Consider the following 21,613-nt stretch of genomic DNA (forward strand, 5'->3'; position numbering starts at 1 on the left):
GTGTCACTTTCGCTTTGGCAGCAGTGTCTTGCCCGATTGCAGGATGAGTTACCAGCCACAGAATTCAGCATGTGGATACGCCCTTTGCAGGCGGAGTTGAGCGATAACACGCTGGCACTGTATGCGCCAAACCGTTTTGTGCTCGATTGGGTAAGGGATAAATACCTCAATAATATCAATGGACTCCTCAATGATTTTTGCGGTGCGGATGCCCCACAGCTGCGGTTTGAGGTAGGCGCTAAGCCAGCCGTTCAGATGCAGAGAGGTACGGTAAGCGTTGCGGCCGCAGCGCCCGCGCAGCAGATCCAGACGGCGCGCGTTGCGCCGACGATCGTGCGTCCGGGCTGGGATAACGTTCCGGCGCCGGCAGAACCGACCTACCGCTCTAACGTCAATGTAAAACACACGTTTGATAACTTCGTCGAAGGTAAATCCAACCAGCTGGCTCGCGCGGCGGCGCGTCAGGTTGCGGATAACCCCGGCGGCGCGTACAACCCGCTGTTCCTTTATGGCGGCACCGGCCTGGGTAAAACCCACCTTTTACATGCGGTTGGTAACGGAATTGTGGCGCGTAAACCCAATGCGAAAGTGGTTTACATGCACTCCGAGCGCTTTGTACAGGACATGGTAAAAGCCCTGCAAAACAACGCTATTGAAGAATTTAAGCGCTATTACCGCTCCGTTGACGCCCTGCTGATCGATGACATTCAGTTTTTCGCTAATAAAGAGCGCTCGCAGGAAGAGTTTTTTCACACCTTTAACGCCCTGCTGGAAGGCAATCAGCAGATCATCCTGACGTCGGATCGCTATCCGAAGGAGATCAACGGGGTTGAGGATCGTCTGAAATCACGCTTCGGCTGGGGGCTGACGGTCGCGATCGAGCCGCCAGAGCTGGAAACCCGCGTGGCGATCCTGATGAAAAAAGCCGATGAAAACGACATCCGCCTGCCGGGCGAAGTGGCGTTCTTTATTGCTAAGCGCCTGCGCTCTAACGTACGTGAGCTTGAAGGGGCGCTGAACCGCGTTATCGCCAACGCTAACTTTACCGGCCGGGCGATCACCATCGATTTCGTGCGCGAAGCGCTGCGCGATCTGCTGGCTTTACAGGAAAAACTGGTCACCATCGACAATATTCAAAAGACGGTGGCGGAGTATTACAAAATTAAGGTAGCGGACCTGCTGTCTAAACGCCGCTCCCGTTCGGTGGCGCGCCCCCGCCAGATGGCGATGGCGCTGGCAAAAGAGCTGACCAACCACAGTCTGCCGGAAATCGGCGACGCGTTTGGCGGCCGCGACCATACCACCGTCCTGCACGCTTGCCGCAAGATTGAGCAACTGCGTGAAGAAAGCCACGATATCAAAGAAGATTTTTCCAATTTAATCAGAACATTATCCTCGTGACGCTATGAAATTTACCGTAGAACGTGAACATTTATTAAAACCGCTGCAACAGGTGAGCGGTCCTTTAGGTGGTCGTCCGACGCTACCGATTCTTGGCAACCTGCTCCTACAGGTTACCGATGGCGCGCTGTCGCTGACCGGTACCGATCTGGAAATGGAAATGGTCGCGCGCGTTGCGCTGATTCAGCCGCACGAAGCGGGAGCTACAACCGTTCCGGCGCGTAAATTTTTTGATATCTGCCGCGGCCTGCCTGAAGGCGCGGAGATCGCGGTCCAGCTGGAAGGCGAGCGCATGCTGGTGCGTTCCGGACGCAGCCGCTTTTCGCTCTCGACGCTGCCTGCGGCGGATTTCCCGAACCTCGATGACTGGCAGAGCGAAGTTGAATTTACCCTGCCGCAGGCGACCATGAAGCGCCTGATCGAAGCGACGCAGTTTTCGATGGCGCACCAGGACGTTCGCTATTACTTAAACGGTATGCTGTTTGAAACCGAAGGTAGCGAACTGCGCACCGTGGCGACAGACGGCCACCGCCTGGCGGTCTGCTCGATGCCGCTGGAAGAGTCCCTGCCCAATCATTCGGTGATCGTGCCGCGTAAAGGCGTGATTGAGCTGATGCGTATGCTCGACGGCGGCGATACGCCGCTGCGCGTGCAGATCGGCAGCAATAATATTCGCGCTCACGTTGGCGACTTTATCTTCACTTCAAAGCTGGTGGATGGTCGTTTTCCTGACTATCGCCGCGTACTGCCGAAGAATCCGGATAAGCATCTGGACGCCGGCTGCGATATTCTCAAGCAGGCCTTTGCCCGCGCGGCGATTCTTTCTAACGAAAAATTCCGCGGCGTGCGCCTGTACGTCAGTGAAAATCAGCTGAAAATCACCGCCAATAACCCGGAACAGGAAGAAGCGGAAGAAATTCTTGATGTCACCTATGCCGGGACCGAGATGGAAATCGGCTTTAACGTCAGCTATGTGCTGGACGTCCTGAACGCGCTGAAGTGTGAGAACGTGCGCATTCTGCTGACCGATTCCGTTTCGAGCGTGCAGATTGAGGATGCGGCCTCCCAATCCGCAGCATACGTCGTCATGCCTATGAGGCTGTAGAAAATATCGGGCTATCTTACTTGTTATTCTGGCTCCGGGCAGTGCTCGCAATCCTCACGTACTTTAGTACGCTCCGGTTGCTGCGCGCTGGCCGTGACCAGACTAACTGCGCCGATAACGCCCTGCTTATGAGCTGATATGTCGCTATCCCGACTTCTAATCAAAGACTTCCGCAATATTGAAAATGCGGATCTCGCCCTCTCTCCCGGCTTTAATTTCCTGGTTGGCGCCAACGGCAGCGGCAAAACCAGCGTACTTGAAGCTATCTATACGCTCGGCCATGGTCGGGCGTTTCGTAGTTTGCAGATTGGCCGCGTGATTCGTCACGAACAGGAGTCCTTTGTCCTGCACGGTCGCCTGCAGGGTGAAGAGCGTGAAGTATCTATCGGCCTGACGAAAGATAAGCAGGGCGACAGCAAGGTGCGTATCGACGGTACCGACGGGCATAAAGTGGCTGAGCTGGCGCACCTGATGCCGATGCAGCTGATTACGCCGGAGGGGTTTACTTTACTCAACGGCGGCCCCAAATACAGAAGAGCGTTCCTTGACTGGGGATGCTTTCACAACGAATCCGGATTCTTTACCGCCTGGAGCAACCTGAAGCGCCTGGTGAAGCAGCGCAACGCCGCGCTGCGTCAGGTCAGCCGCTATGCCCAGCTGCGGCCATGGGATCTGGAGCTGATCCCGCTGGCAGAGCTTATTAGCCGCTGGCGGGCCGAATATAGCGCCGCTATCGTCGAAGACATGGCGGATACCTGTCGGCAGTTTTTGCCGGAGTTCGCTCTCACCTTTTCTTTCCAGCGCGGCTGGGAGAAAGAAACGGATTATGCCGAGGTGCTGGAGCGAAATTTCGAACGCGATCGCATGCTAACCTATACCGCCCACGGCCCGCATAAAGCGGATTTCCGCATTCGTGCCGACGGCGCGCCGGTAGAGGATACATTGTCACGCGGGCAGCTTAAGCTGCTGATGTGCGCCCTACGACTGGCGCAAGGCGAGTTTCTGACCCGCGAAAGCGGGCGGCGGTGCCTGTACCTGATAGATGATTTTGCCTCGGAACTTGACGACGCGCGGCGCGGGCTGCTTGCCAGCCGCTTAAAAGCCACGCAGTCGCAGGTTTTCGTCAGCGCCATTAGCGCTGAACACGTTATGGACATGTCGGACGAAAATTCGAAGATGTTTACCGTGGAAAAGGGTAAAATAGCGGATTAACCTAAGATAAAATGAGCGAGAAACGTTGATGTCGAATTCTTATGACTCCTCCAGTATCAAAGTCCTGAAAGGGCTGGATGCGGTGCGTAAGCGCCCGGGTATGTATATCGGCGACACGGATGACGGCACCGGTCTGCACCACATGGTATTCGAGGTTGTGGATAACGCTATCGACGAAGCGCTCGCAGGTTACTGTAAAGACATCGTTGTTACTATCCACAGCGATAACTCCGTCTCCGTCCAGGATGATGGTCGCGGTATTCCGACCGGTATTCACCCGGAAGAGGGCGTGTCGGCGGCGGAAGTGATCATGACCGTTCTGCACGCGGGCGGCAAATTCGATGATAACTCGTATAAAGTTTCCGGTGGTCTGCACGGCGTAGGCGTTTCCGTGGTTAACGCCCTGTCGCAGAAGCTGGAGCTGGTCATTCAGCGCGATAACAAAATTCATCGTCAGATGTATGCGCACGGCGTGCCGCAGGCGCCGCTGGCGGTGACCGGCGAAACCGAAAAAACCGGCACCATGGTGCGTTTCTGGCCGAGCTACGAAACCTTCACTAACGTGGTCGAATTCGAATACGAGATTCTGGCAAAACGCCTGCGCGAGCTGTCGTTCCTGAACTCCGGGGTGTCGATTCGCCTGCGCGACAAGCGCGACGGTAAAGAGGATCATTTCCACTACGAAGGCGGTATTAAAGCGTTCGTAGAATATCTGAATAAAAACAAAACGCCGATCCACCCGAATATCTTCTATTTCTCCACCGAAAAAGACGGCATCGGCGTTGAAGTTGCGCTGCAGTGGAACGATGGTTTCCAGGAAAACATCTACTGCTTTACCAACAACATTCCGCAGCGCGACGGCGGTACCCACCTTGCAGGCTTCCGTGCGGCGATGACCCGTACCCTGAACGCCTACATGGATAAAGAAGGCTACAGCAAGAAAGCGAAAGTCAGCGCCACCGGCGACGATGCCCGTGAAGGCCTGATCGCTGTGGTCTCCGTGAAGGTGCCGGATCCGAAATTCTCCTCGCAGACCAAAGACAAGCTGGTCTCCTCTGAGGTGAAATCGGCGGTCGAACAGCAGATGAACGAACTGCTGAACGAATACCTGCTGGAAAACCCGTCTGACGCCAAAATCGTGGTCGGTAAAATCATCGACGCGGCGCGCGCGCGCGAAGCCGCACGTCGCGCGCGTGAGATGACCCGCCGTAAAGGCGCGCTGGACCTGGCGGGCCTGCCGGGCAAGCTGGCGGATTGTCAGGAACGCGACCCCGCGCACTCTGAACTGTACTTAGTGGAAGGGGACTCGGCGGGCGGTTCTGCGAAGCAGGGGCGTAACCGTAAGAACCAGGCGATTCTGCCGCTGAAGGGTAAAATCCTCAACGTTGAGAAAGCGCGCTTTGACAAAATGCTCGCGTCTCAGGAAGTAGCGACGCTGATTACCGCGCTGGGCTGCGGCATTGGCCGCGATGAGTACAACCCGGACAAACTGCGCTACCACAGCATCATTATCATGACCGATGCGGACGTCGACGGCTCGCACATTCGTACGCTACTGTTGACCTTCTTCTATCGCCAGATGCCGGAAATCGTCGAGCGCGGCCACGTCTACATCGCCCAGCCGCCGCTGTATAAAGTGAAGAAAGGCAAGCAGGAACAGTATATTAAAGACGATGAAGCGATGGATCAGTACCAAATCTCCATCGCGCTGGATGGCGCAACCCTGCACACCAACGCCAACGCGCCGGCCTTAGCCGGCGAGCCGCTGGAGAAACTGGTTGCCGAGTATAACGCCACGCAGAAAATGATCGGTCGTATGGAGCGTCGCTTCCCGAAAGCGCTGCTGAAAGAGCTTGTCTATCAACCGACGCTGGCGGAAGCCGACCTGAGCAACGAGCAGGCGGTGACTCGCTGGATCAATACCCTGGTGAGCGAGCTGAATGAGAAAGAGCAGCACGGCAGCCAGTGGAAATTTGATATCCGCGAGAACGCAGAGCTGCAGCAGTTTGAGCCGATTGTTCGCGTGCGTACCCATGGCGTGGACACCGACTACCCGCTGGATCACGAGTTCATTACCGGGCCGGAATACCGCCGTATCTGCGCGCTGGGCGAAACGCTGCGCGGCCTGATTGAAGACGATGCCTTTATCGAGCGCGGCGAGCGCCGCCAGCCGGTTGCCAGCTTCGAGCAGGCGCTGGACTGGCTGGTAAAAGAGTCCCGTCGCGGCCTCTCTATCCAGCGCTATAAAGGTCTGGGCGAGATGAACCCGGATCAGCTGTGGGAAACCACTATGGACCCGGATAGCCGCCGCATGCTGCGCGTGACCGTGAAGGATGCGATTGCCGCTGACCAGCTGTTCACCACCCTGATGGGTGACGCCGTTGAACCGCGCCGCGCCTTTATCGAAGAGAACGCCCTTAAAGCGGCGAACATCGACATTTAATCGTTGTTACACCGCCAGACTCAGGCCGCGCGTTTAGCGCGGCTTTTTTATGGGCGCAGGCATATCCAGCGACATCGCGGACGGTAAACGGCTGGCGAGCGTATCGACGGCAATTCGCACCCTCAGCGGTAGATGCGGCGTCTGTTGCCAGACCGCGTGAATGTCGAAGCGCACATCCGGCGCCTGCTTTAACAGCGGGACGAGTTTTCCCTCATGAATGTCTTTGCTGACCATCCAGCAGGGCAGCCATGCAATGCCGTGTCCGGCCAGCGCAGCGTCGCAGATCGCCTGCAAATCATCCATATTGAGCGATGAATGGGGTGTAAAGGTATGCGAGGCACCTTCGTTATCCATCAGCTGCCAGGATAGCACTCTGCCTGCCTGCAGATAGTTAATGGCCGCATGATGGGGCAAATCATCAACGCTTTGCGGGGTACCCTTCTTCTGCAGATAATCCGGCGCGGCGCACAGTACCATGCGGTGTTCTCCCAGCCTTCTGGCGACCAGAACGCTGCTGTCCTGAAGCGTGCCGTTACGTACCGCCATATCAAACCCTTCCTCGACGAGATCCACGACCCGGTCGCTGAATGACATCTCCAGCTCAAGGCCTGGATGTTCCTGCGCCAGCGCGATCAGCAGCGGGGCGACGCACTGGCGACCAAACAGCACCGGCATGGCAACGCGCAGGCGGCCGCTGACCTGCTGTTTGCCCGTTTCCAGCAGCGATTCTGCGCCCCGAATTTCCTCCAGCGCCCGCAGGCAACGTTCATAAAAAAGGGCGCCGTTGTCGGTCAGGCTTTGGCTGCGGGTCGTACGTTGAAACAGACGTACCCCCAGTCGTTCCTCAAGGCGAGCGATGCTCTTTCCCACCGCCGAGCGCGACAAATGTAAACGGATTGCGGCCTGCGCAAAACTGCCCGCCTCAACGGCGGCTACAAAAACCGGAATATCCTTCAGCGTATTGGACATAGATTGTTTCTTTTCTGGCGTCAATAGTGGGAAAAGTTATCGCCACTGGTGACGCTGAGTCAACGGTAGACTGTCGATACTGAAGCTTATTTGATGCCAGGAGAAAAAAATGACAGAGACAATGCAGCGCTGGTCGATGAACGCCCTCGGGCGCGAGAATCTCAAACTCACCCAGGCGCCCGTGCCGCAGCCAGGGCCAGGAGAAGTCCGCGTACGGGTGAATGCCGTTGCGCTCAACTACCGCGATAAAATGGTTATCGAAGGCTCCATGCCGATCGCGCTTTCCTTCCCGTTTACCCCGGCATCCGATATGGCAGGCGTGGTGGAAAGTACGGGAGAGGGTGTCACGCGTTTTAAACCCGGCGCTCGCGTCATCTCGACCTTTTTCCCGGAGTGGATCGACGGTAGGCCAACAGCGGACGCCCGCACTTTGCCCTATAAAACGACCGGCGGTTACTTTCAGGGGATGCTGGCTGAGTACGTGATTGTGAATGAAAACGGGCTGGTGGCCGCCCCGGAAACCCTGGATGACGCAGAGGCCAGCACCTTACCCTGCGCCGGGCTTACCGCATGGTTCGCGCTGGTGGAGCGCGGTCATTTGCGCGCCGGACAATCGGTGCTGGTGCAGGGCACGGGCGGTGTGGCGATATTCGCTTTGCAAATTGCCAAAGCGCAGGGGGCGGAGGTTTTTGTCACGTCGGGAAGCGATGAAAAACTGGCGCGGGCCAAACAACTCGGCGCCGATTATGGCATCAACCGGCTTAAAGGCGACTGGGCTGAAGGGATATACGAACTGACAAACGATCGCGGCATTGACCATATTATTGAAACCGTTGGTGGGGAGAACCTGAGGCATTCCCTGCGCGCCGTGGCGGTTCATGGGCGTATTTCGGTCATCGGCGTGCTGGCCGGCAGTGAAATCTCGCTGTCCGCGGGCGAACTGTTGCTGAAATCCCCCGTGATTCAGGGGATTGGCGTCGGGCACCGTCGTGCGCTGGAAGATTTCGTTCGCGCCGTTGACGTGACCGGGTTGAAACCTGTGATCGAGCACCGTTACCGCTTTAACCAGCTTGAACAGGCGCTAGAACACCTCGATCGCGGCGCGTTTGGTAAAATTGTCCTCACCCGCGAGTAATATCTCGTCCCCGGGTTTTGCCTAAAAGGGGGGATTCTGCTGTGCAATGTAGCTCTATTTTTGTGGGCTTAATCGCGTTAGCATGAGTAAGGACTCATCTTACCCGGGGATTTCATGGCTATTAAACTGATTGCAATCGATATGGACGGCACGCTGCTGCTGCCTGACCATACTATCTCTCCTGCGGTGAAAACTGCGATTGCCGCAGCCCGTGAACGCGGCGTCAACGTGGTACTGACCACCGGCCGCCCTTACGCTGGCGTGCACAGCTATCTGAAAGAACTGCATATGGAGCAGCCAGGAGATTACTGCATCACCTATAACGGCGCTTTAGTGCAGAAGGCGAGCGACGGCAGTACCGTTGCGCAGACCGCGCTGGGCTACGACGACTACCGCTATCTGGAACAGCTGGCCCGCGATGTCGGCTCCCACTTCCACGCGCTCGATCGCAACACTCTGTACACCGCGAACCGCGATGTGAGCTATTACACGGTACATGAATCCTATGTGGCGACGATCCCGCTGGTTTTCTGCGAAGCCGAAAAGATGGATCCGAATATCCAGCTGCTGAAAGTGATGATGATCGATGAGCCGGCGATTCTGGACAAGGCTATCGCCCGCATTCCGGCTGAAGTGAAAGAGAAATACACCGTGCTGAAAAGCGCGCCGTACTTCCTTGAAATTCTTGATAAACGTGTCACCAAAGGCACCGGCGTGAAATCGCTGGCCGATGCGTTGGGTATCAAAGCGGAAGAGGTGATGGCGATTGGCGATCAGGAAAACGACATTGCGATGATTGAATACGCTGGCGTCGGCGTGGCGATGGACAACGCGATTCCGGCCGTCAAAGAAGCGGCAAACTTTATCACCAAATCCAACCTGGAAGACGGTGTGGCATATGCTATTGAAAAGTATGTCTTAAACTAAAGATCTCTTTCTGAAAAACCCGCGTTTATCGCGGGTTTTTTTATGCGCTGAGTTTACCCCACCGCAAAATCCCCAAACCGGATTGTCGTTTTTGTGATCTAAATTGTAGTACAACATGTTTGTGTTGTACTACATTGTGTCCATGGCGATGACGAGTGGTATCACGTTAGTACTACAAAGTTGCGGTTAAATCCGCCGGTCGCGGTAAAGTAGAGGGAGATATCCAGAGCACAAGGACTCTCCATGACTCTCAATAAAACCGATCGCATCGTCATCACGCTGGGCAAGCAGATTGTCAGCGGCAAATACGTTCCCGGCTCTGCGCTGCCCGCGGAAGCCGACCTGTGTGAGGAGTTTGCCACCTCGCGCAATATCATTCGCGAAGTGTTCCGTTCGTTGATGGCTAAGCGGCTGATTGAAATGAAGCGCTATCGCGGCGCGTTCGTTGCGCCGCGTAACCAGTGGAATTATCTCGACACCGACGTTTTACAGTGGGTGCTGGAGAGCGATTACGACCCGCGGCTGATTAGCGCGATGAGCGAGGTACGTAACCTGGTTGAACCTGCGATTGCCCGCTGGGCGGCCGAGCGCGCGACGTCGAGCGACCTGGCGAAAATAGAAGAAGCGCTCAACGACATGATCGCCAACAACCAGGACAGGGAGGCGTTTAACGAAGCGGATATTCGCTATCACGAGGCGGTGCTGCAGTCGGTGCATAACCCGGTTCTGCAACAGCTCAACGTGGCGATCAGTTCTCTACAGCGGGCGGTATTTGAAAGGACCTGGATGGGCGATGAGGCCAACATGCCGAAAACGCTCCAGGAACATAAGGCGCTGTTTGACGCCATCCGGCATCAGGACAGCGAAGCGGCGGAGCAGGCGGCGCTCACCATGATCGCCAGCTCGACACGAAGGTTAAAGGAAATCACATGACATCTCGCTACATCGCAATTGACTGGGGATCGACCAACCTGCGCGCCTGGCTTTATCAGGACGACCAGTGCCTGGAGAGCAGGCAATCGGCAGCAGGCGTCACGCGTTTGAACGGAGAATCCCCCGCGGCGGTGTTTAGCGAAATAACCCGGGGCTGGCGCGACGGCGCGACCCCGGCGGTGTTGGCAGGAATGGTCGGTAGCAACGTCGGCTGGAAGGTGGCGCCCTATTTGCCCGTTCCCGTTGATTTCTCCGCCATTGGCCAACAATTGACGTCCGTTGGCGACAAAGTCTGGATTATTCCCGGGCTGAGCGTCTCCCGCGACGCTAACCAGAATGTGATGCGCGGCGAAGAGACTCAGCTCCTCGGCGCGCGGATGATTGCCCCTTCTTCCATCTACGTGATGCCCGGCACCCACTGCAAATGGGTGCAGGCCGACCGCCAACAAATTAACGACTTTCGCACGGTGATGACCGGCGAACTGCATTATCTGCTGCTGCGCCACTCGCTGGTCGGCGCCGGGTTACCGGAGCAGGTCTCCGCTCCCGGCGCGTTTAACGCCGGGCTTGAGCGCGGCCTGCATTCGCCAGACATCCTGCCGCGGCTTTTTGAGGTGCGCGCTTCGCACGTGCTGGGGTCGCTGCCGCGCGAGCAGGTCGGCGAGTTTCTGTCGGGGCTGCTGATTGGCGCGGAAGTCGCCACCCTGAGCGAACGCTTTCGCGACCCGCAGGTCACCATTGTCGGCGGCGAGGCGCTGGCGAACCGCTATCAGCAGGCCCTGAGCGCCATTGGCCGTCAGACCACCGTGGTGTCAGGTGATAACGCATTTCAGACAGGAGTAAGGAGCATCATCCATGCAGTGGCAAACTAACTTACCGCTTATCGCTATCCTGCGCGGGATTACGCCGGAAGAGGTGCTGGCGCATGTGGGGGCGGTGATTGACGCCGGATTTGACGCCGTTGAAATTCCGCTCAACTCACCGCAGTGGGAAAAGAGTATTCCCGCCGTTGTTGAGGCTTATGGCGATAAAGCCCTGATTGGCGCAGGCACCGTGCTTAATACAGAACGGGTGGACCAGCTTGCCCAAATGGGCTGCAGGCTTATCGTCACGCCCAATATTCAGCCCGAGGTCATTCGTCGTGCGGTGAGCTACGGCATGACGGTTTGTCCGGGATGCGCGACGGCGACGGAAGCGTTCGCCGCGCTGGACGCCGGGGCTCAGGCGTTGAAAGTCTTCCCTTCTTCGGCTTTTGGCCCTGACTACATCAAAGCGTTAAAAGCCGTTTTGCCGCCGGAGGTTCCCGTTTTTGCGGTGGGCGGCGTGACGCCGGAAAATCTGGCGCAGTGGATAAAAGCAGGCTGTACCGGCGCCGGGCTGGGCAGCGATCTTTATCGCGCCGGCCAATCCGTAGAGCGTACCCAACGGCAGGCGGCAGCATTTGTTAAAGCGTATCGAGAGGCAGTGCAATGAAAATAACCAAACTCACCACGTATCGTTTACCCCCGCGCTGGATGTTTTTAAAAATTGACACCGACGAAGGCGTGGTTGGCTGGGGCGAGCCCGTGATTGAAGGGCGCGCGCGCACCGTAGAGGCGGCGGTGCATGAGCTCGGCGATTATTTGATAGGCCAGGATCCGGCGCGGATTAACGACCTGTGGCAGGTGATGTACCGCGCGGGCTTTTACCGCGGCGGTCCGATTTTAATGAGCGCCATCGCCGGTATCGATCAGGCGCTGTGGGATATTAAAGGCAAAGTGCTGAACGCGCCGGTCTGGCAGCTGATGGGCGGCCTGGTGCGCGACAAAATCAAAGCCTACAGCTGGGTTGGCGGCGACCGTCCGGCAGAGGTGATTGATGGCATCAAGAAGTTGCGCGGTATTGGTTTTGACACCTTTAAACTCAACGGCTGCGAAGAGCTGGGGCTTATCGATAACTCTCGCGCGGTGGATGCGGCGGTGAATACCGTCGCGCAAATTCGCGAAGCGTTCGGCAATGAAATTGAGTTCGGCCTCGATTTCCACGGCCGCGTTAGCGCGCCGATGGCGAAAGTACTCATTAAAGAGCTGGAACAGTATCGTCCGCTGTTTATTGAAGAGCCGGTGCTTGCCGAGCAGGCAGAATATTATCCCCGGCTGGCGGCGCAAACCTCGATTCCTATTGCGGCGGGCGAACGTATGTTCTCGCGCTTCGAGTTTAAGCGCGTGCTGGAAGCCGGTGGGCTGGCTATTCTGCAACCCGACCTGTCGCATGCCGGCGGTATTACCGAGTGCTATAAAATCGCCGGAATGGCCGAAGCCTACGACGTGGCGCTGGCGCCGCATTGTCCGCTGGGACCCATTGCGCTTGCCGCCTGCCTGCACGTCGATTTTGTCTCTTATAACGCTGTCTTCCAGGAGCAAAGTATGGGTATTCACTATAACAAGGGCGCGGAATTACTCGACTTTGTGAAAAATAAAGAGGACTTCAATATGGAAGGCGGTTTCTTTAAACCATTAATGAAGCCCGGACTTGGCGTAGAAATAGATGAAGCGCGGGTTATGGAATTAAGTCAGAACGCGCCGGACTGGCGTAATCCATTGTGGCGTCTGGAAGACGGTGTTGTTGCTGAATGGTAGTATCTTAATTAGTTCATTAGTTTCTCAATATCAATCTCTGCCTTCTGTCAGAGGGATTCTTACTGCTGAAGGCAGGATGATGAGGTAATAATTTATGAGCATTGAACTCTATACATCTACACTAAAAAAACTCAATAGCAAAATAATACCTTTTGTGATTATTTGCTATTTTGTTGCAAACCTTGATAAAACCAATATTTCTATTGCGGCCTCACAAATGAATGCGGATTTAGGTCTGACAGCCAGCATGTATGGTCTCGGGGTGGGAATGTTCTATATCTCCTATATTATTTTTGAAATTCCCAGTAATGTTATTATGACCCGCATAGGTGCCCGTATTTGGATTGCGAGAATAATGATAACCTGGGGTATTGTAAGCGCAGGGATGTCGCTGGTACATACCCCAACGCAGCTCTATGTGATGCGCTTTTTGTTGGGAATGGCAGAGGCTGGGTTTACCCCCGGGATTATTTATTATATTTCCTGCTGGTTCCCTAAAAGTAATCGAGCTCGCGCTATGTCATTCTTTTATATGGGGTCGGTTCTGGCATCAATTATTGGTTTACCAATATCCGGGTTTATTTTGAATATGCACGGTATTGCTGATATCGCTGGTTGGCGTTGGTTATTTGCGATAGAAGGAATCCCGGCTATTATCCTTGGTGTGATGGTTTTATGGTTGCTGCCATCGAGTCCTGAAAAAGCACACTGGTTAACGGGTTCAGAAAAAGAATGGTTAGTATCACAATTAGAGGAAGATAATCGAAATGTAATGGTCAATAAAAATCATTCGTGGCTGAGCGCTTTGAAAAATAAAGTTGTGCTCTTATTAAGTTTGGTGTGGTTTTTACAAGCTTTCGGTTCTATTGGTATTACCTTGTTTTTACCTTTGATTCTAAAAAGCATCGCCAGCGAGCAAAGCAATTTTGTTATTAGCTTACTATCCGCGGTGCCGTTTATTTTTGCCTGCTTATTTATGTATCTTAACGGCCGGCATTCCGATCTCACCAAAGAGCGATCGTTGCATATGGGGTTACCATTGATTCTTGCCGGCGTATCGCTGGGGGTGGCTATCTATTCAGATAACCTACTGATCTCTTATATCCTGCTGGTGCTTACCGTTGGGTTCAACTTTGCTCTGACCCCCGTTTTTTGGGCGGTCACCACTGAAAAGCTTGCTGGCGTTGCAGCAGCAGCCTCAATTGCTTTTATTAACACTATCGCGAATTTTGTTGGCTTAGGCCTGCCTCCTGTTTTAGGCAAGATTAAAGATGTGACCCATAGCTATCACTACGGCCTGCTTATTGTTGCTATCGCACTGGTATTAGGAGGAATTATCGGTATAGCCGTTTCGCGTACTGGTAAAGATACCTCCTTAAAGCACTCTGCCCACTCTTCCTTATAAGCGAATAGATAAGTATGAAACTGAAAATATTAAAGCAAGCATCATTGCCTGACCAACTTACGGCGGAGCTGAACAGTCTGTATGAAGTTTATGAATATGAGGCGCTTACATGCGAAGAGTTGGCAGTCCTGGCTGAACAATTCACTATTATGATCACCAATGGTGAGGCCACCGTAACGCGCCAGCTGATTTCCAGCCTACCCTCTCTGGAGCTTATTGCTGTGTTTGGCGTGGGTTATGATGGGGTTGATGTTCGTGCTGCGGCAGATCATCGTGTGGCTGTCAGCCATACGCCGGGCGTATTAACGGATGATGTTGCTGATTTAGCGATGGGGCTGATGTTGGCGACATCGCGACAAATCGTTTCTGCACAGAAGTTTATTGAGGCGGGAGGCTGGCGTCAGGGGGGCTTTCAGTGGACGCGTAAAGTCTCGGGCTCGCGTGTTGGGATCGTTGGGATGGGGAGAATTGGGCAGGCAATAGCCCGACGCTGCGAAGGGTTTGCGATGCAGATTGCTTATAGCGATCGGAAAGCAATACCGGGGCTGGATTATCCGTGGATTGAGGATATTTCAACACTGGCGTCACAAACAGATTTTTTAGTGATATGTACGCCAGGAAGTGCGGAAAACCAGGCGCTTATTGATGAACGGGTACTCTCGGCTCTGGGCGCGAGCGGCATTTTAATCAACATTTCTCGCGGCAGCGTTGTCGATGAATTTGCTCTGATAAAAGCCCTCGAACAAGGAATTATTGCCGGAGCAGGATTGGATGTTTTTAGCCAGGAGCCAGAAGTGCCGCAGGCGCTCCTGCGCCGCGCGAACGTGGTGGTCACGCCACATATGGCAAGCGCGACCTGGAGTACCAGGGAGGCTATGTCCAGGTTAGTTCTTGAAAACGTGTCGGGATGGGCAAAAAATAAGACTTTGGTTACGCCTGTTCCCGCGCTTGAACCATAGTCATTTTTTGGCGGATCAACTACTCTGAAGCGCAACTTAGGCTTCAGAGTTTATCTCCCATGAAACAAGTCACTTTTGCTCCCCGCCATCATCAGCTTACCAACACCCGCACCTGGACGGCGGACAGCCGGTGGCTGGTTTTTGACGTTCGTCCCTCTGGCGCCTCTTTTACCGGCGAAACGATCGAGCGGGTGAATGTCGAGACGGGAGAGGTTGAGATCCTCTACCGTGCCGGACAAGGCGCGTACGTTGGCGTGGTGACCGTTCATCCATCGGTAGATAAATATGTCTTCATCCACGGTCCGGAAAACCCGGATGAACGCTGGCATTACGATTTTCACCATCGCCGCGGCGTGGTGACGTATCAGGGGGAAACGCGCAACCTTGATGCGATGGATATCACTCCGCCCTATACCCCCGGCGCGCTGCGCGGCGGCAGCCATGTGCATGTTTTCAGCCCGAACGGCGAGCTCGTCAGTTTTACCTATAACGACCACGTGCTGCATGAACGCGATCCGGCGCTGGATTTACGCAACGTTGGCGTGGCGGTTCCCTATGGCCCGGTAACACCCCGTGGGGATCATCCACGGCAATACGACGGCAGCCACTGGTGCGTGCTGGTCAGCCGCACAACGCCGTCCCCCGCGCCGGGCAGCGACGAGATTAATCGCGCCTATGAAGAGGGCTGGGTCGGTGACCGGGCGCTGGCGTTTATTGGCGATACGCGAGCGTTAAACGGCGACAAAGTGCCGGAGCTGTTTATTGTCGAGCTGCCGCAGAGCGAGCAGGGCTGGAAGCAGTCTGGCGATGCGCCGCTTGCTGGAACGGACGCCACGATGCCGGCTCCCCCCGCCGGCGTGGTCCAGCGCCGCTTAACGTTTACCCATGAACGTCGTTACCCGGGGCTGGTGAATACGCCGCGACATTGGGTGCGGGCCAACCCGCAGGCAACGGAGATGGCTTTTCTGCTGCGCGACGATGCCGGGGTGGCGCAAATGTGGCTTATCTCGTCGCAGGGTGATGGGCTGCGGCAGCTGACCCACAACCGCTCTGATATCCAGTCGGCGTTTAACTGGCATCCGTCGGGGAAATGGCTGGGCTTTGTGCTGGAAAACCGAATCGCGCTTTGTGATGCGCTGAGCGGGGACATCCTCTTTTTGACCGACGAACATGCCAATCCGCCATCGGCCGATGCGATCGTCTTTTCGCCAGACGGCAAACAGCTTGCCTGGATGGAGGAGGTAGACGGTTACCGCCAGCTATGGGTAACCGCAACGGGGCGCTAAATTACTGATTAGTCATCCGCGCTGGCGGGATCACGGAGTTGGTCGCCAGCGTCTCTTTCTCGCTCTTTTCAACGCGCGATTTGACCGAGCTGTCGGTGCGGAACATATCCCACGGCAGCAGCAGCGTGTCCATTACCGCCGTAAGGGGCATATCCAGCGCCACAAGGGATTTCGTTCCCCAGTTGGCATCGCTATCTCCCAGCATTTGCGCGCTGGCGCGCGTTCCCGGATAGGTTCCTTCCTTACCGCCGGTATGTGACATCACGCTGGAGCAACCGCCTAAACTTATCATCCCGCTAAACAGGACCAGCTTTAACAGACCGTTTTTCATCATTTTTCCGTCATCGTTACGGGCGTTGATAGAACCTTCAATGTACAAAAATTTCAGAGCGCCGCCGGTAAAGACGTGGTCTGAAGAATGGCGTACATATCGGTTATATCGGGCCATTCCATGGATGCATAGTGCGATTGCGCCGCACTGTGGCAGGCGTCGCACTTTGCCTTTTGTGCTGTCACTCCAGTCTAAGCAATAGACCGCAAACTGCAAAAAAAATTGCCCTCTTCACCTTGAAAAGGGCATGGATATACCCATTTTAGGAATGTGTCACTCAGAGAATACGCCGAATGGGTATTCCGCTTAATAACGACCTGTCCATGATGGAAGGTCAGATAATTCTCGCTGATTTCAGGAGCTATGTATTATGCGTAATTTCGATCTCTCCCCGCTGTATCGTTCTGCTATTGGTTTCGACCGCCTTTTCAATCTGTTAGAAAATAATCAAAGCCAGAGTAATGGCGGCTACCCTCCGTACAACGTTGAGTTAGTAGACGAGAACAACTACCGCATCGCGATTGCGGTGGCCGGTTTTGCCGAGAGCGAACTGGAAATTACCGCTCAGGATAATCTGCTTATCGTGAAAGGCGCCCATGCCGCCGAACAGAAAGAGCGTACTTACCTCTATCAGGGCATCGCTGAACGCAATTTTGAGCGTAAATTCCAGCTGGCGGAAAATATCCATATTCGCGGCGCCAACCTGGTAAACGGCCTGCTGTATATCGACCTCGAGCGAGTGATTCCCGAAGCGAATAAACCGCGCCGTATCGAGATCAACTAATTTCCTTGGGCCGCCAACGCGGCCCGGTATTAATGCAAAAATCTGCCTGCCGTCAGGGGGCAAATGCGAATCCGCAGGATTTGCAGCTAACCACTCGCTTCTTAGAAGGAGAAACACAATGCGTAACTACGATTTATCCCCACTGCTGCGTCAATGGATCGGTTTTGACAAACTGGCCAACGCGCTGCAAACCGCCGGTGAAAGCCAGACCTTCCCGCCTTATAACATCGAAAAAAGCGACGATAACCACTATCGTATTACCCTTGCGCTGGCCGGTTTCCGTCAGGAAGATTTGGATATCCAGCTTGAAGGCACGCGCCTGACGGTAAAAGGCGCGCCGCAGCAGCCGGAAAAAGAGACCAAATGGCTGCACCAGGGGCTGGTTAACCAGGCGTTTAGCCTGAGCTTCACGCTCGCCGAAAATATGGAAGTCTCCGGGGCTACCTTTACCAACGGCCTGCTGCATATCGATCTGACCCGCAACGAGCCGGAACAGATCGCCCCGCAGCGCATCGCCATCAGCGAGCGCCCCGCGTTAGATAGCTAATTAAGCGAACCACTCATAAGGCCCCGATTTTCGGGGCTTTTTTGTGCGCGGGAGCGCATTAAATCCCCTTGCTGCAACGGATGTTTCAGTTTAAAAAATAATCAGATTTTATAGGCTCACTGAAAAAAAGGATCTGTAATGAACGAACAGCAGCCATTCGAAGCGATCAAAAATAGAGATGAGGCGGGGAGAGAATATTGGTCTGCCCGAAACCTTGGCCATTACTGGACTATAAAGAGTGGAGAAATTTTCAAAAGGTAATCTCAAAAGCGATAATTTCATGTGAGGCGAGCGGTCAGCTACCCTCAGACCATTTTGTTGAGTCCAACAAAATGGTCGAATTGGGTTCCGGTTCCAGCAGGAATCTTGAAGACATTCATCTATCCCGCGACGCCTGCTATCTGGTTGTGCAAAATGGCGATCCGTCGAAACCGGTCATTGCCGCGGGGCAAACCTACTTTGCGTTGCAAACCCGGCGTCAGGAACTGAAGGACGATCAAACCTTTAAATCTCTACGAGAGGATGAGAAGCGGCTATTTTTGCGCAATGAGCTGAAAGAACATAATAAACACCTTGTTGAAACGGCCCAGCTAGCGGGCGTACAGACAACGCTGGATTTCGCTATTTTCCAGAACCATGGCTATAAAGGCCTCTACGGTGGTCTGGATCAACAAGCGATTCATGAGCGTAAAGGGCTAAAGAAAAGCCAAAAAATTCTCGACCATATGGGGTCTACTGAGCTTGCAGCCAACCTTTTCCGCGCTACCCAAACGGAAGAAAAACTGCGCCGGGATGAGGTCGATACGAAGCAGCTGGCCAATCAAACCCATTATGAAGTTGGCCAAAAAGTGCGTCAGACGATTAACGATCTTGGCGATACGATGCCTGAAGCGTTCCCTTCCCCGGAGAAAAGTATTCAGCAGCTGAAAATTGCGGCGAAAAATAAAGGCGTGCCTGAATAGCGAACCCGATCCCGTGATTATTGTGCGCCAGGCGGCATACACCCTGGTCGCTACCGGTCATAATCCTCTTTATTCGTAATGTTATTCACAGGGAAGAGACGATGAGTGATATAGCATTGACCGTTAGCGTATTGGCGCTGGTGGCGGTCGTCGGATTGTGGATCGGCAATGTAAAAGTGCGTGGCGTCGGCTTCGGTATCGGGGGCGTGCTGTTTGGCGGCATCATCGTCGGCCACTTTGTGGACCAGGCGGGCATTACGCTCAGCAGCCCAATGCTGCACTTTATTCAGGAATTCGGCCTGATTCTCTTTGTGTATACCATAGGTATCCAGGTCGGGCCGGGCTTCTTCGCCTCGCTGCGCGTCTCCGGCCTGCGGCTGAACCTCTTCGCTATTCTGATCGTCATTCTCGGCGGCCTGGTCACCGCGGTCCTGCATAAACTGTTCGATATCCCTCTTCCCGTGGTGCTCGGTATCTTCTCCGGTGCGGTAACCAACACGCCTGCGCTGGGGGCCGGACAGCAGATCCTGCGCGACCTTGGCGTACCGCTTGATACCGTCGATCAGATGGGGATGAGCTACGCCATGGCCTATCCATTCGGCATCTGCGGCATTTTGCTGACCATGTGGCTGGTGCGACTGTTTTTCCGCATTAACGTCGAGAAAGAGGCCCAGCAGTTTGACGAGATCAGCGGCAACGGCCATGCGCATCTTCAGACCATCAACGTGCGGGTCGAAAACCCGAACCTGAACAATATGGCGATTCAGGATGTGCCGATGCTCAACAGCGACAAGCTGATCTGCTCGCGCCTCAAGCGTGAGGAGATGCTGATGGTGCCCGCGCCAAATACCCTGATTCAGCTTGGGGACCTGCTGCATCTGGTCGGGCGGCCGGAGGATTTGCACAATGCCCAACTGGTGATTGGCAAGGAAGTTTCCACTTCGCTCTCCACGCGCGGTACCGATCTGAAAGTCGAGCGCGTGGTGGTTACCAACGAAAAAGTGTTAGGTAAAAGGATTCGCGATCTGCACTTTAAACAGCGCTATGACGTGGTGATCTCGCGCCTCAATCGCGCCGGGGTTGAACTGGTGGCCAGCAGCCATGCCAGCCTGCAGTTCGGTGATATTCTCAACCTGGTCGGCCGTCCGGAGGCGATTGACGCGGTGGCCGCCGAGCTTGGCAACGCCCAGCAAAAACTGCAGCAGGTGCAGATGCTGCCGGTATTTATCGGCATTGGCTTAGGCGTGCTGCTGGGCTCTATTCCGCTGTTTATTCCGGGGTTCCCGGCGGCGCTGAAGCTGGGTCTGGCCGGAGGGCCGCTGATTATGGCGCTGATCCTCGGGCGTATCGGCAGCATCGGTAAGCTGTACTGGTTTATGCCGCCCAGCGCCAACCTCGCGCTACGCGAGCTGGGTATTGTGCTGTTCCTGGCGGTGGTTGGGCTGAAATCCGGCGGCGACTTTGTGGCGACGCTGATTGAAGGCGACGGTATGAGCTGGATTGTCTACGGCATTTTTATCACCGCGATCCCGCTGCTGGCGGTCGGTATTCTGGCGCGCATGTTGGCGAAGATGAACTACCTGACCCTGTGCGGCATGCTGGCCGGTTCAATGACCGACCCTCCGGCGCTGGCTTTTGCCAACAACCTGCATGCCACCAGCGGCGCGGCGGCCCTTTCATACGCGACGGTTTATCCGCTGGTCATGTTCTTACGTATTATCACGCCGCAGCTACTGGCGGTGCTGTTCTGGGGGATAGGTTAACGGATTCTCCGCGCGGACGCGCCGCAGGTGGTAGTCCACCTGATAGACGCTGGCGTTACGGAACATCACCGAATAGTTAAGAAACTCGCCGCTGTCGCTGTAGGAAAGAGAGGTAATACGCAGCAGCGGCGTCTGTTCCGGCACGTTCATCGACTGCGCAAGCTGCCTGTCCGCCAGCACCGGCGACAGCGTTTCATAGTTACCGCTGATGGTTAACCCGCACTCCTTCTCGATGTAATCGAACTTCGATCCCTCCAGATGCGCCAGCGACAGATTGCGAAACAGCTTTACCGGCATATAGCTGTCTTCGAGCATGAGCGGCTTGCCATCGACATAGCGCACCCGGCGCGAGAAGTAGATCCGTTCATCAATTTGTATCCGCAGCAGGCTGGCGATAGCCGGAGGGGCGGGCATGACCTCGAAAACCAATACCCGGCTGATCACCTCTTTACCCTGCTTGCGCAGCACTTCGGCCAGCCCGGTCAGATTGGTGGTTTCATGATGCAGGTCTTTACGGGCGACATAGGTGCCGGAGCCGTGCCGACGCACCACCAGCCCCCAGGCGACCAGCAGATCTATCGCCTTGCGGATGGTCATGCGCGCGACGCCAAACTCTTCCGCTAGTTTTTTTTCCCCAGGAAGCGGGCTGCCGACCTCGAAATCGGAGGAATTCAGCCGCAGACGCAATCTGTCGGCGATGGATTTGTAGATCACCAGTAGACCTCTATTCACTCAGTTGAAAACGATTGAGCATGAATTATTCACTATAAAAATACAGTAAATACATGTGGATAAAGACTATTCGTTATAGCGCCTTAAACAGCGCAATTCAT

Annotated in this window: 19 protein-coding genes, 1 pseudogene and 1 other annotated feature; of the genes and pseudogenes, 17 read left to right on the forward strand and 3 right to left on the reverse strand. The window is 55.0% G+C overall.

Annotation, left to right across the window (positions count from 1 at the left end; translation table 11 throughout):
• The 4 genes from dnaA to gyrB all read left to right on the forward strand — a co-directional run bounded on the left by dnaA (window position 1) and on the right by gyrB (window position 6,161).
• Window positions 1-1,401, forward strand: a complete 1,401-nt coding sequence (gene dnaA, locus GUC22_RS00005; RefSeq protein WP_004871826.1) for a chromosomal replication initiator protein DnaA — start codon at window positions 1-3, stop codon at window positions 1,399-1,401.
• A 4-nt stretch (window positions 1,402-1,405) separates the two neighbouring features.
• Complete coding sequence (gene dnaN / locus GUC22_RS00010) at window positions 1,406-2,506, forward strand: DNA polymerase III subunit beta (RefSeq protein ID WP_004107206.1); 1,101 nt, start codon at window positions 1,406-1,408, stop codon at window positions 2,504-2,506.
• 138 nt (window positions 2,507-2,644) lie between these two features.
• Window positions 2,645-3,718, forward strand: coding sequence for a DNA replication/repair protein RecF (recF, locus tag GUC22_RS00015; RefSeq protein WP_160183305.1), 1,074 nt, complete (start codon window positions 2,645-2,647; stop codon window positions 3,716-3,718).
• A 28-nt stretch (window positions 3,719-3,746) separates the two neighbouring features.
• Window positions 3,747-6,161: a DNA topoisomerase (ATP-hydrolyzing) subunit B gene (gene gyrB / locus GUC22_RS00020; protein ID WP_024360548.1), complete on the forward strand. Its 2,415-nt coding sequence runs from the start codon at window positions 3,747-3,749 to the stop codon at window positions 6,159-6,161.
• A 33-nt stretch (window positions 6,162-6,194) separates the two neighbouring features.
• Here the strand turns inward: gyrB and GUC22_RS00025 are convergent, their stop codons facing one another.
• Window positions 6,195-7,130: a LysR family transcriptional regulator gene (locus GUC22_RS00025; RefSeq protein ID WP_024360549.1), complete on the reverse strand. Its 936-nt coding sequence runs from the start codon at window positions 7,128-7,130 to the stop codon at window positions 6,195-6,197.
• Window positions 7,131-7,239: 109 nt separating this feature from the next.
• Here GUC22_RS00025 and GUC22_RS00030 point away from each other — a divergent pair, with 109 nt between their 5' ends.
• The 9 genes from GUC22_RS00030 to GUC22_RS00070 all read left to right on the forward strand — a co-directional run bounded on the left by GUC22_RS00030 (window position 7,240) and on the right by GUC22_RS00070 (window position 16,393).
• Window positions 7,240-8,265 carry a zinc-dependent alcohol dehydrogenase family protein gene (locus GUC22_RS00030; RefSeq protein ID WP_024360550.1) on the forward strand — a complete coding sequence of 342 codons (1,026 nt, stop codon included), beginning with the start codon at window positions 7,240-7,242 and terminating at the stop codon, window positions 8,263-8,265.
• Between the two features lie 114 nt (window positions 8,266-8,379).
• Window positions 8,380-9,192, forward strand: coding sequence for a sugar-phosphatase (gene yidA / locus GUC22_RS00035; protein ID WP_004871821.1), 813 nt, complete (start codon window positions 8,380-8,382; stop codon window positions 9,190-9,192).
• A gap of 243 nt (window positions 9,193-9,435) precedes the next feature.
• On the forward strand, window positions 9,436-10,125 hold the full coding sequence (dgoR, locus tag GUC22_RS00040; protein ID WP_049131997.1) for a D-galactonate utilization transcriptional regulator DgoR: 690 nt from the start codon (window positions 9,436-9,438) through the stop codon (window positions 10,123-10,125).
• Window positions 10,122-10,997: a 2-dehydro-3-deoxygalactonokinase gene (locus GUC22_RS00045; protein WP_004871818.1), complete on the forward strand. Its 876-nt coding sequence runs from the start codon at window positions 10,122-10,124 to the stop codon at window positions 10,995-10,997. The genes dgoR and GUC22_RS00045 overlap by 4 nt, the downstream gene beginning before the upstream one ends.
• Window positions 10,981-11,598 (forward strand): 2-dehydro-3-deoxy-6-phosphogalactonate aldolase, encoded by a 618-nt coding sequence (locus tag GUC22_RS00050; RefSeq protein ID WP_160183306.1) that lies wholly within the window; start codon window positions 10,981-10,983, stop codon window positions 11,596-11,598. Before GUC22_RS00045 ends, GUC22_RS00050 begins: the two co-directional genes overlap by 17 nt.
• Window positions 11,595-12,743, forward strand: coding sequence for a galactonate dehydratase (dgoD, locus tag GUC22_RS00055; RefSeq protein ID WP_004871813.1), 1,149 nt, complete (start codon window positions 11,595-11,597; stop codon window positions 12,741-12,743). Before GUC22_RS00050 ends, dgoD begins: the two co-directional genes overlap by 4 nt.
• A gap of 94 nt (window positions 12,744-12,837) precedes the next feature.
• Window positions 12,838-14,148 (forward strand): MFS transporter, encoded by a 1,311-nt coding sequence (locus GUC22_RS00060; protein WP_160183307.1) that lies wholly within the window; start codon window positions 12,838-12,840, stop codon window positions 14,146-14,148.
• Window positions 14,149-14,162: 14 nt separating this feature from the next.
• Window positions 14,163-15,107: a 2-hydroxyacid dehydrogenase gene (locus GUC22_RS00065; RefSeq protein ID WP_160183308.1), complete on the forward strand. Its 945-nt coding sequence runs from the start codon at window positions 14,163-14,165 to the stop codon at window positions 15,105-15,107.
• A 59-nt stretch (window positions 15,108-15,166) separates the two neighbouring features.
• Window positions 15,167-16,393: a DUF3748 domain-containing protein gene (locus tag GUC22_RS00070; RefSeq protein ID WP_049132000.1), complete on the forward strand. Its 1,227-nt coding sequence runs from the start codon at window positions 15,167-15,169 to the stop codon at window positions 16,391-16,393.
• Between the two features lies 1 nt (window position 16,394).
• Here the strand turns inward: GUC22_RS00070 and GUC22_RS00075 are convergent, their stop codons facing one another.
• The gene (locus tag GUC22_RS00075; RefSeq protein ID WP_004871809.1) at window positions 16,395-16,727 is read right to left on the reverse strand and encodes a YceK/YidQ family lipoprotein; all 333 of its coding nucleotides are present in this window, start codon (window positions 16,725-16,727) and stop codon (window positions 16,395-16,397) included.
• A 298-nt stretch (window positions 16,728-17,025) separates the two neighbouring features.
• Window positions 17,026-17,101: a sequence feature (ROSE (Repression Of Heat Shock gene Expression) occurs in the 5'-region of heat shock genes and acts as an RNA thermometer to modulate expression.), on the forward strand.
• On the opposite strand from GUC22_RS00075, the gene ibpA reads away from it, so the two are divergent.
• The 4 genes and pseudogenes from ibpA to GUC22_RS00095 all read left to right on the forward strand — a co-directional run bounded on the left by ibpA (window position 17,095) and on the right by GUC22_RS00095 (window position 20,780).
• A complete protein-coding gene (gene ibpA, locus GUC22_RS00080) occupies window positions 17,095-17,508 on the forward strand; it encodes a small heat shock chaperone IbpA (RefSeq protein WP_004126917.1) in 414 nt (137 codons plus the stop codon). (Overlaps the previous feature by 7 nt.)
• A gap of 118 nt (window positions 17,509-17,626) precedes the next feature.
• Window positions 17,627-18,055 (forward strand): small heat shock chaperone IbpB, encoded by a 429-nt coding sequence (ibpB, locus tag GUC22_RS00085; RefSeq protein WP_004126915.1) that lies wholly within the window; start codon window positions 17,627-17,629, stop codon window positions 18,053-18,055.
• Between the two features lie 138 nt (window positions 18,056-18,193).
• Window positions 18,194-19,017: pseudogene (dinD, locus tag GUC22_RS00090) on the forward strand (DNA damage-inducible protein D).
• Between the two features lie 101 nt (window positions 19,018-19,118).
• Window positions 19,119-20,780, forward strand: coding sequence for a putative transporter (locus GUC22_RS00095; protein WP_004126911.1), 1,662 nt, complete (start codon window positions 19,119-19,121; stop codon window positions 20,778-20,780).
• Here the strand turns inward: GUC22_RS00095 and GUC22_RS00100 are convergent.
• Window positions 20,748-21,494, reverse strand: a complete 747-nt coding sequence (locus GUC22_RS00100) for a GntR family transcriptional regulator (RefSeq protein WP_004871803.1) — start codon at window positions 21,492-21,494, stop codon at window positions 20,748-20,750. The two genes, GUC22_RS00095 and GUC22_RS00100, sit on opposite strands and share 33 nt — an antisense overlap.
• Window positions 21,495-21,613 lie beyond the last annotated feature (119 nt).

Source organism: Klebsiella sp. MPUS7, assembly GCF_009905335.1.
Classification (GTDB): domain Bacteria; phylum Pseudomonadota; class Gammaproteobacteria; order Enterobacterales; family Enterobacteriaceae; genus Klebsiella; species Klebsiella grimontii.

Bases quoted from the DNA above. Each gene is read 5' to 3' on its own strand.
- dnaN (WP_004107206.1), top strand. From the start codon at position 1,406: ATGAAATTTACCGTAGAACGTGAACATTTATTAAAACCGCTGCAACAG.
- recF (WP_160183305.1), top strand. From the start codon at position 2,645: ATGTCGCTATCCCGACTTCTAATCAAAGACTTCCGCAATATTGAAAAT.
- gyrB (WP_024360548.1), top strand. From the start codon at position 3,747: ATGTCGAATTCTTATGACTCCTCCAGTATCAAAGTCCTGAAAGGGCTG.
- GUC22_RS00025 (WP_024360549.1), bottom strand. From the start codon at position 7,130: ATGTCCAATACGCTGAAGGATATTCCGGTTTTTGTAGCCGCCGTTGAG.
- GUC22_RS00030 (WP_024360550.1), top strand. From the start codon at position 7,240: ATGACAGAGACAATGCAGCGCTGGTCGATGAACGCCCTCGGGCGCGAG.
- yidA (WP_004871821.1), top strand. From the start codon at position 8,380: ATGGCTATTAAACTGATTGCAATCGATATGGACGGCACGCTGCTGCTG.
- dgoR (WP_049131997.1), top strand. From the start codon at position 9,436: ATGACTCTCAATAAAACCGATCGCATCGTCATCACGCTGGGCAAGCAG.
- GUC22_RS00045 (WP_004871818.1), top strand. From the start codon at position 10,122: ATGACATCTCGCTACATCGCAATTGACTGGGGATCGACCAACCTGCGC.
- GUC22_RS00050 (WP_160183306.1), top strand. From the start codon at position 10,981: ATGCAGTGGCAAACTAACTTACCGCTTATCGCTATCCTGCGCGGGATT.
- dgoD (WP_004871813.1), top strand. From the start codon at position 11,595: ATGAAAATAACCAAACTCACCACGTATCGTTTACCCCCGCGCTGGATG.
- GUC22_RS00060 (WP_160183307.1), top strand. From the start codon at position 12,838: ATGAGCATTGAACTCTATACATCTACACTAAAAAAACTCAATAGCAAA.
- GUC22_RS00065 (WP_160183308.1), top strand. From the start codon at position 14,163: ATGAAACTGAAAATATTAAAGCAAGCATCATTGCCTGACCAACTTACG.
- GUC22_RS00070 (WP_049132000.1), top strand. From the start codon at position 15,167: ATGAAACAAGTCACTTTTGCTCCCCGCCATCATCAGCTTACCAACACC.
- GUC22_RS00075 (WP_004871809.1), bottom strand. From the start codon at position 16,727: ATGATGAAAAACGGTCTGTTAAAGCTGGTCCTGTTTAGCGGGATGATA.
- ibpA (WP_004126917.1), top strand. From the start codon at position 17,095: ATGCGTAATTTCGATCTCTCCCCGCTGTATCGTTCTGCTATTGGTTTC.
- ibpB (WP_004126915.1), top strand. From the start codon at position 17,627: ATGCGTAACTACGATTTATCCCCACTGCTGCGTCAATGGATCGGTTTT.
- GUC22_RS00095 (WP_004126911.1), top strand. From the start codon at position 19,119: ATGAGTGATATAGCATTGACCGTTAGCGTATTGGCGCTGGTGGCGGTC.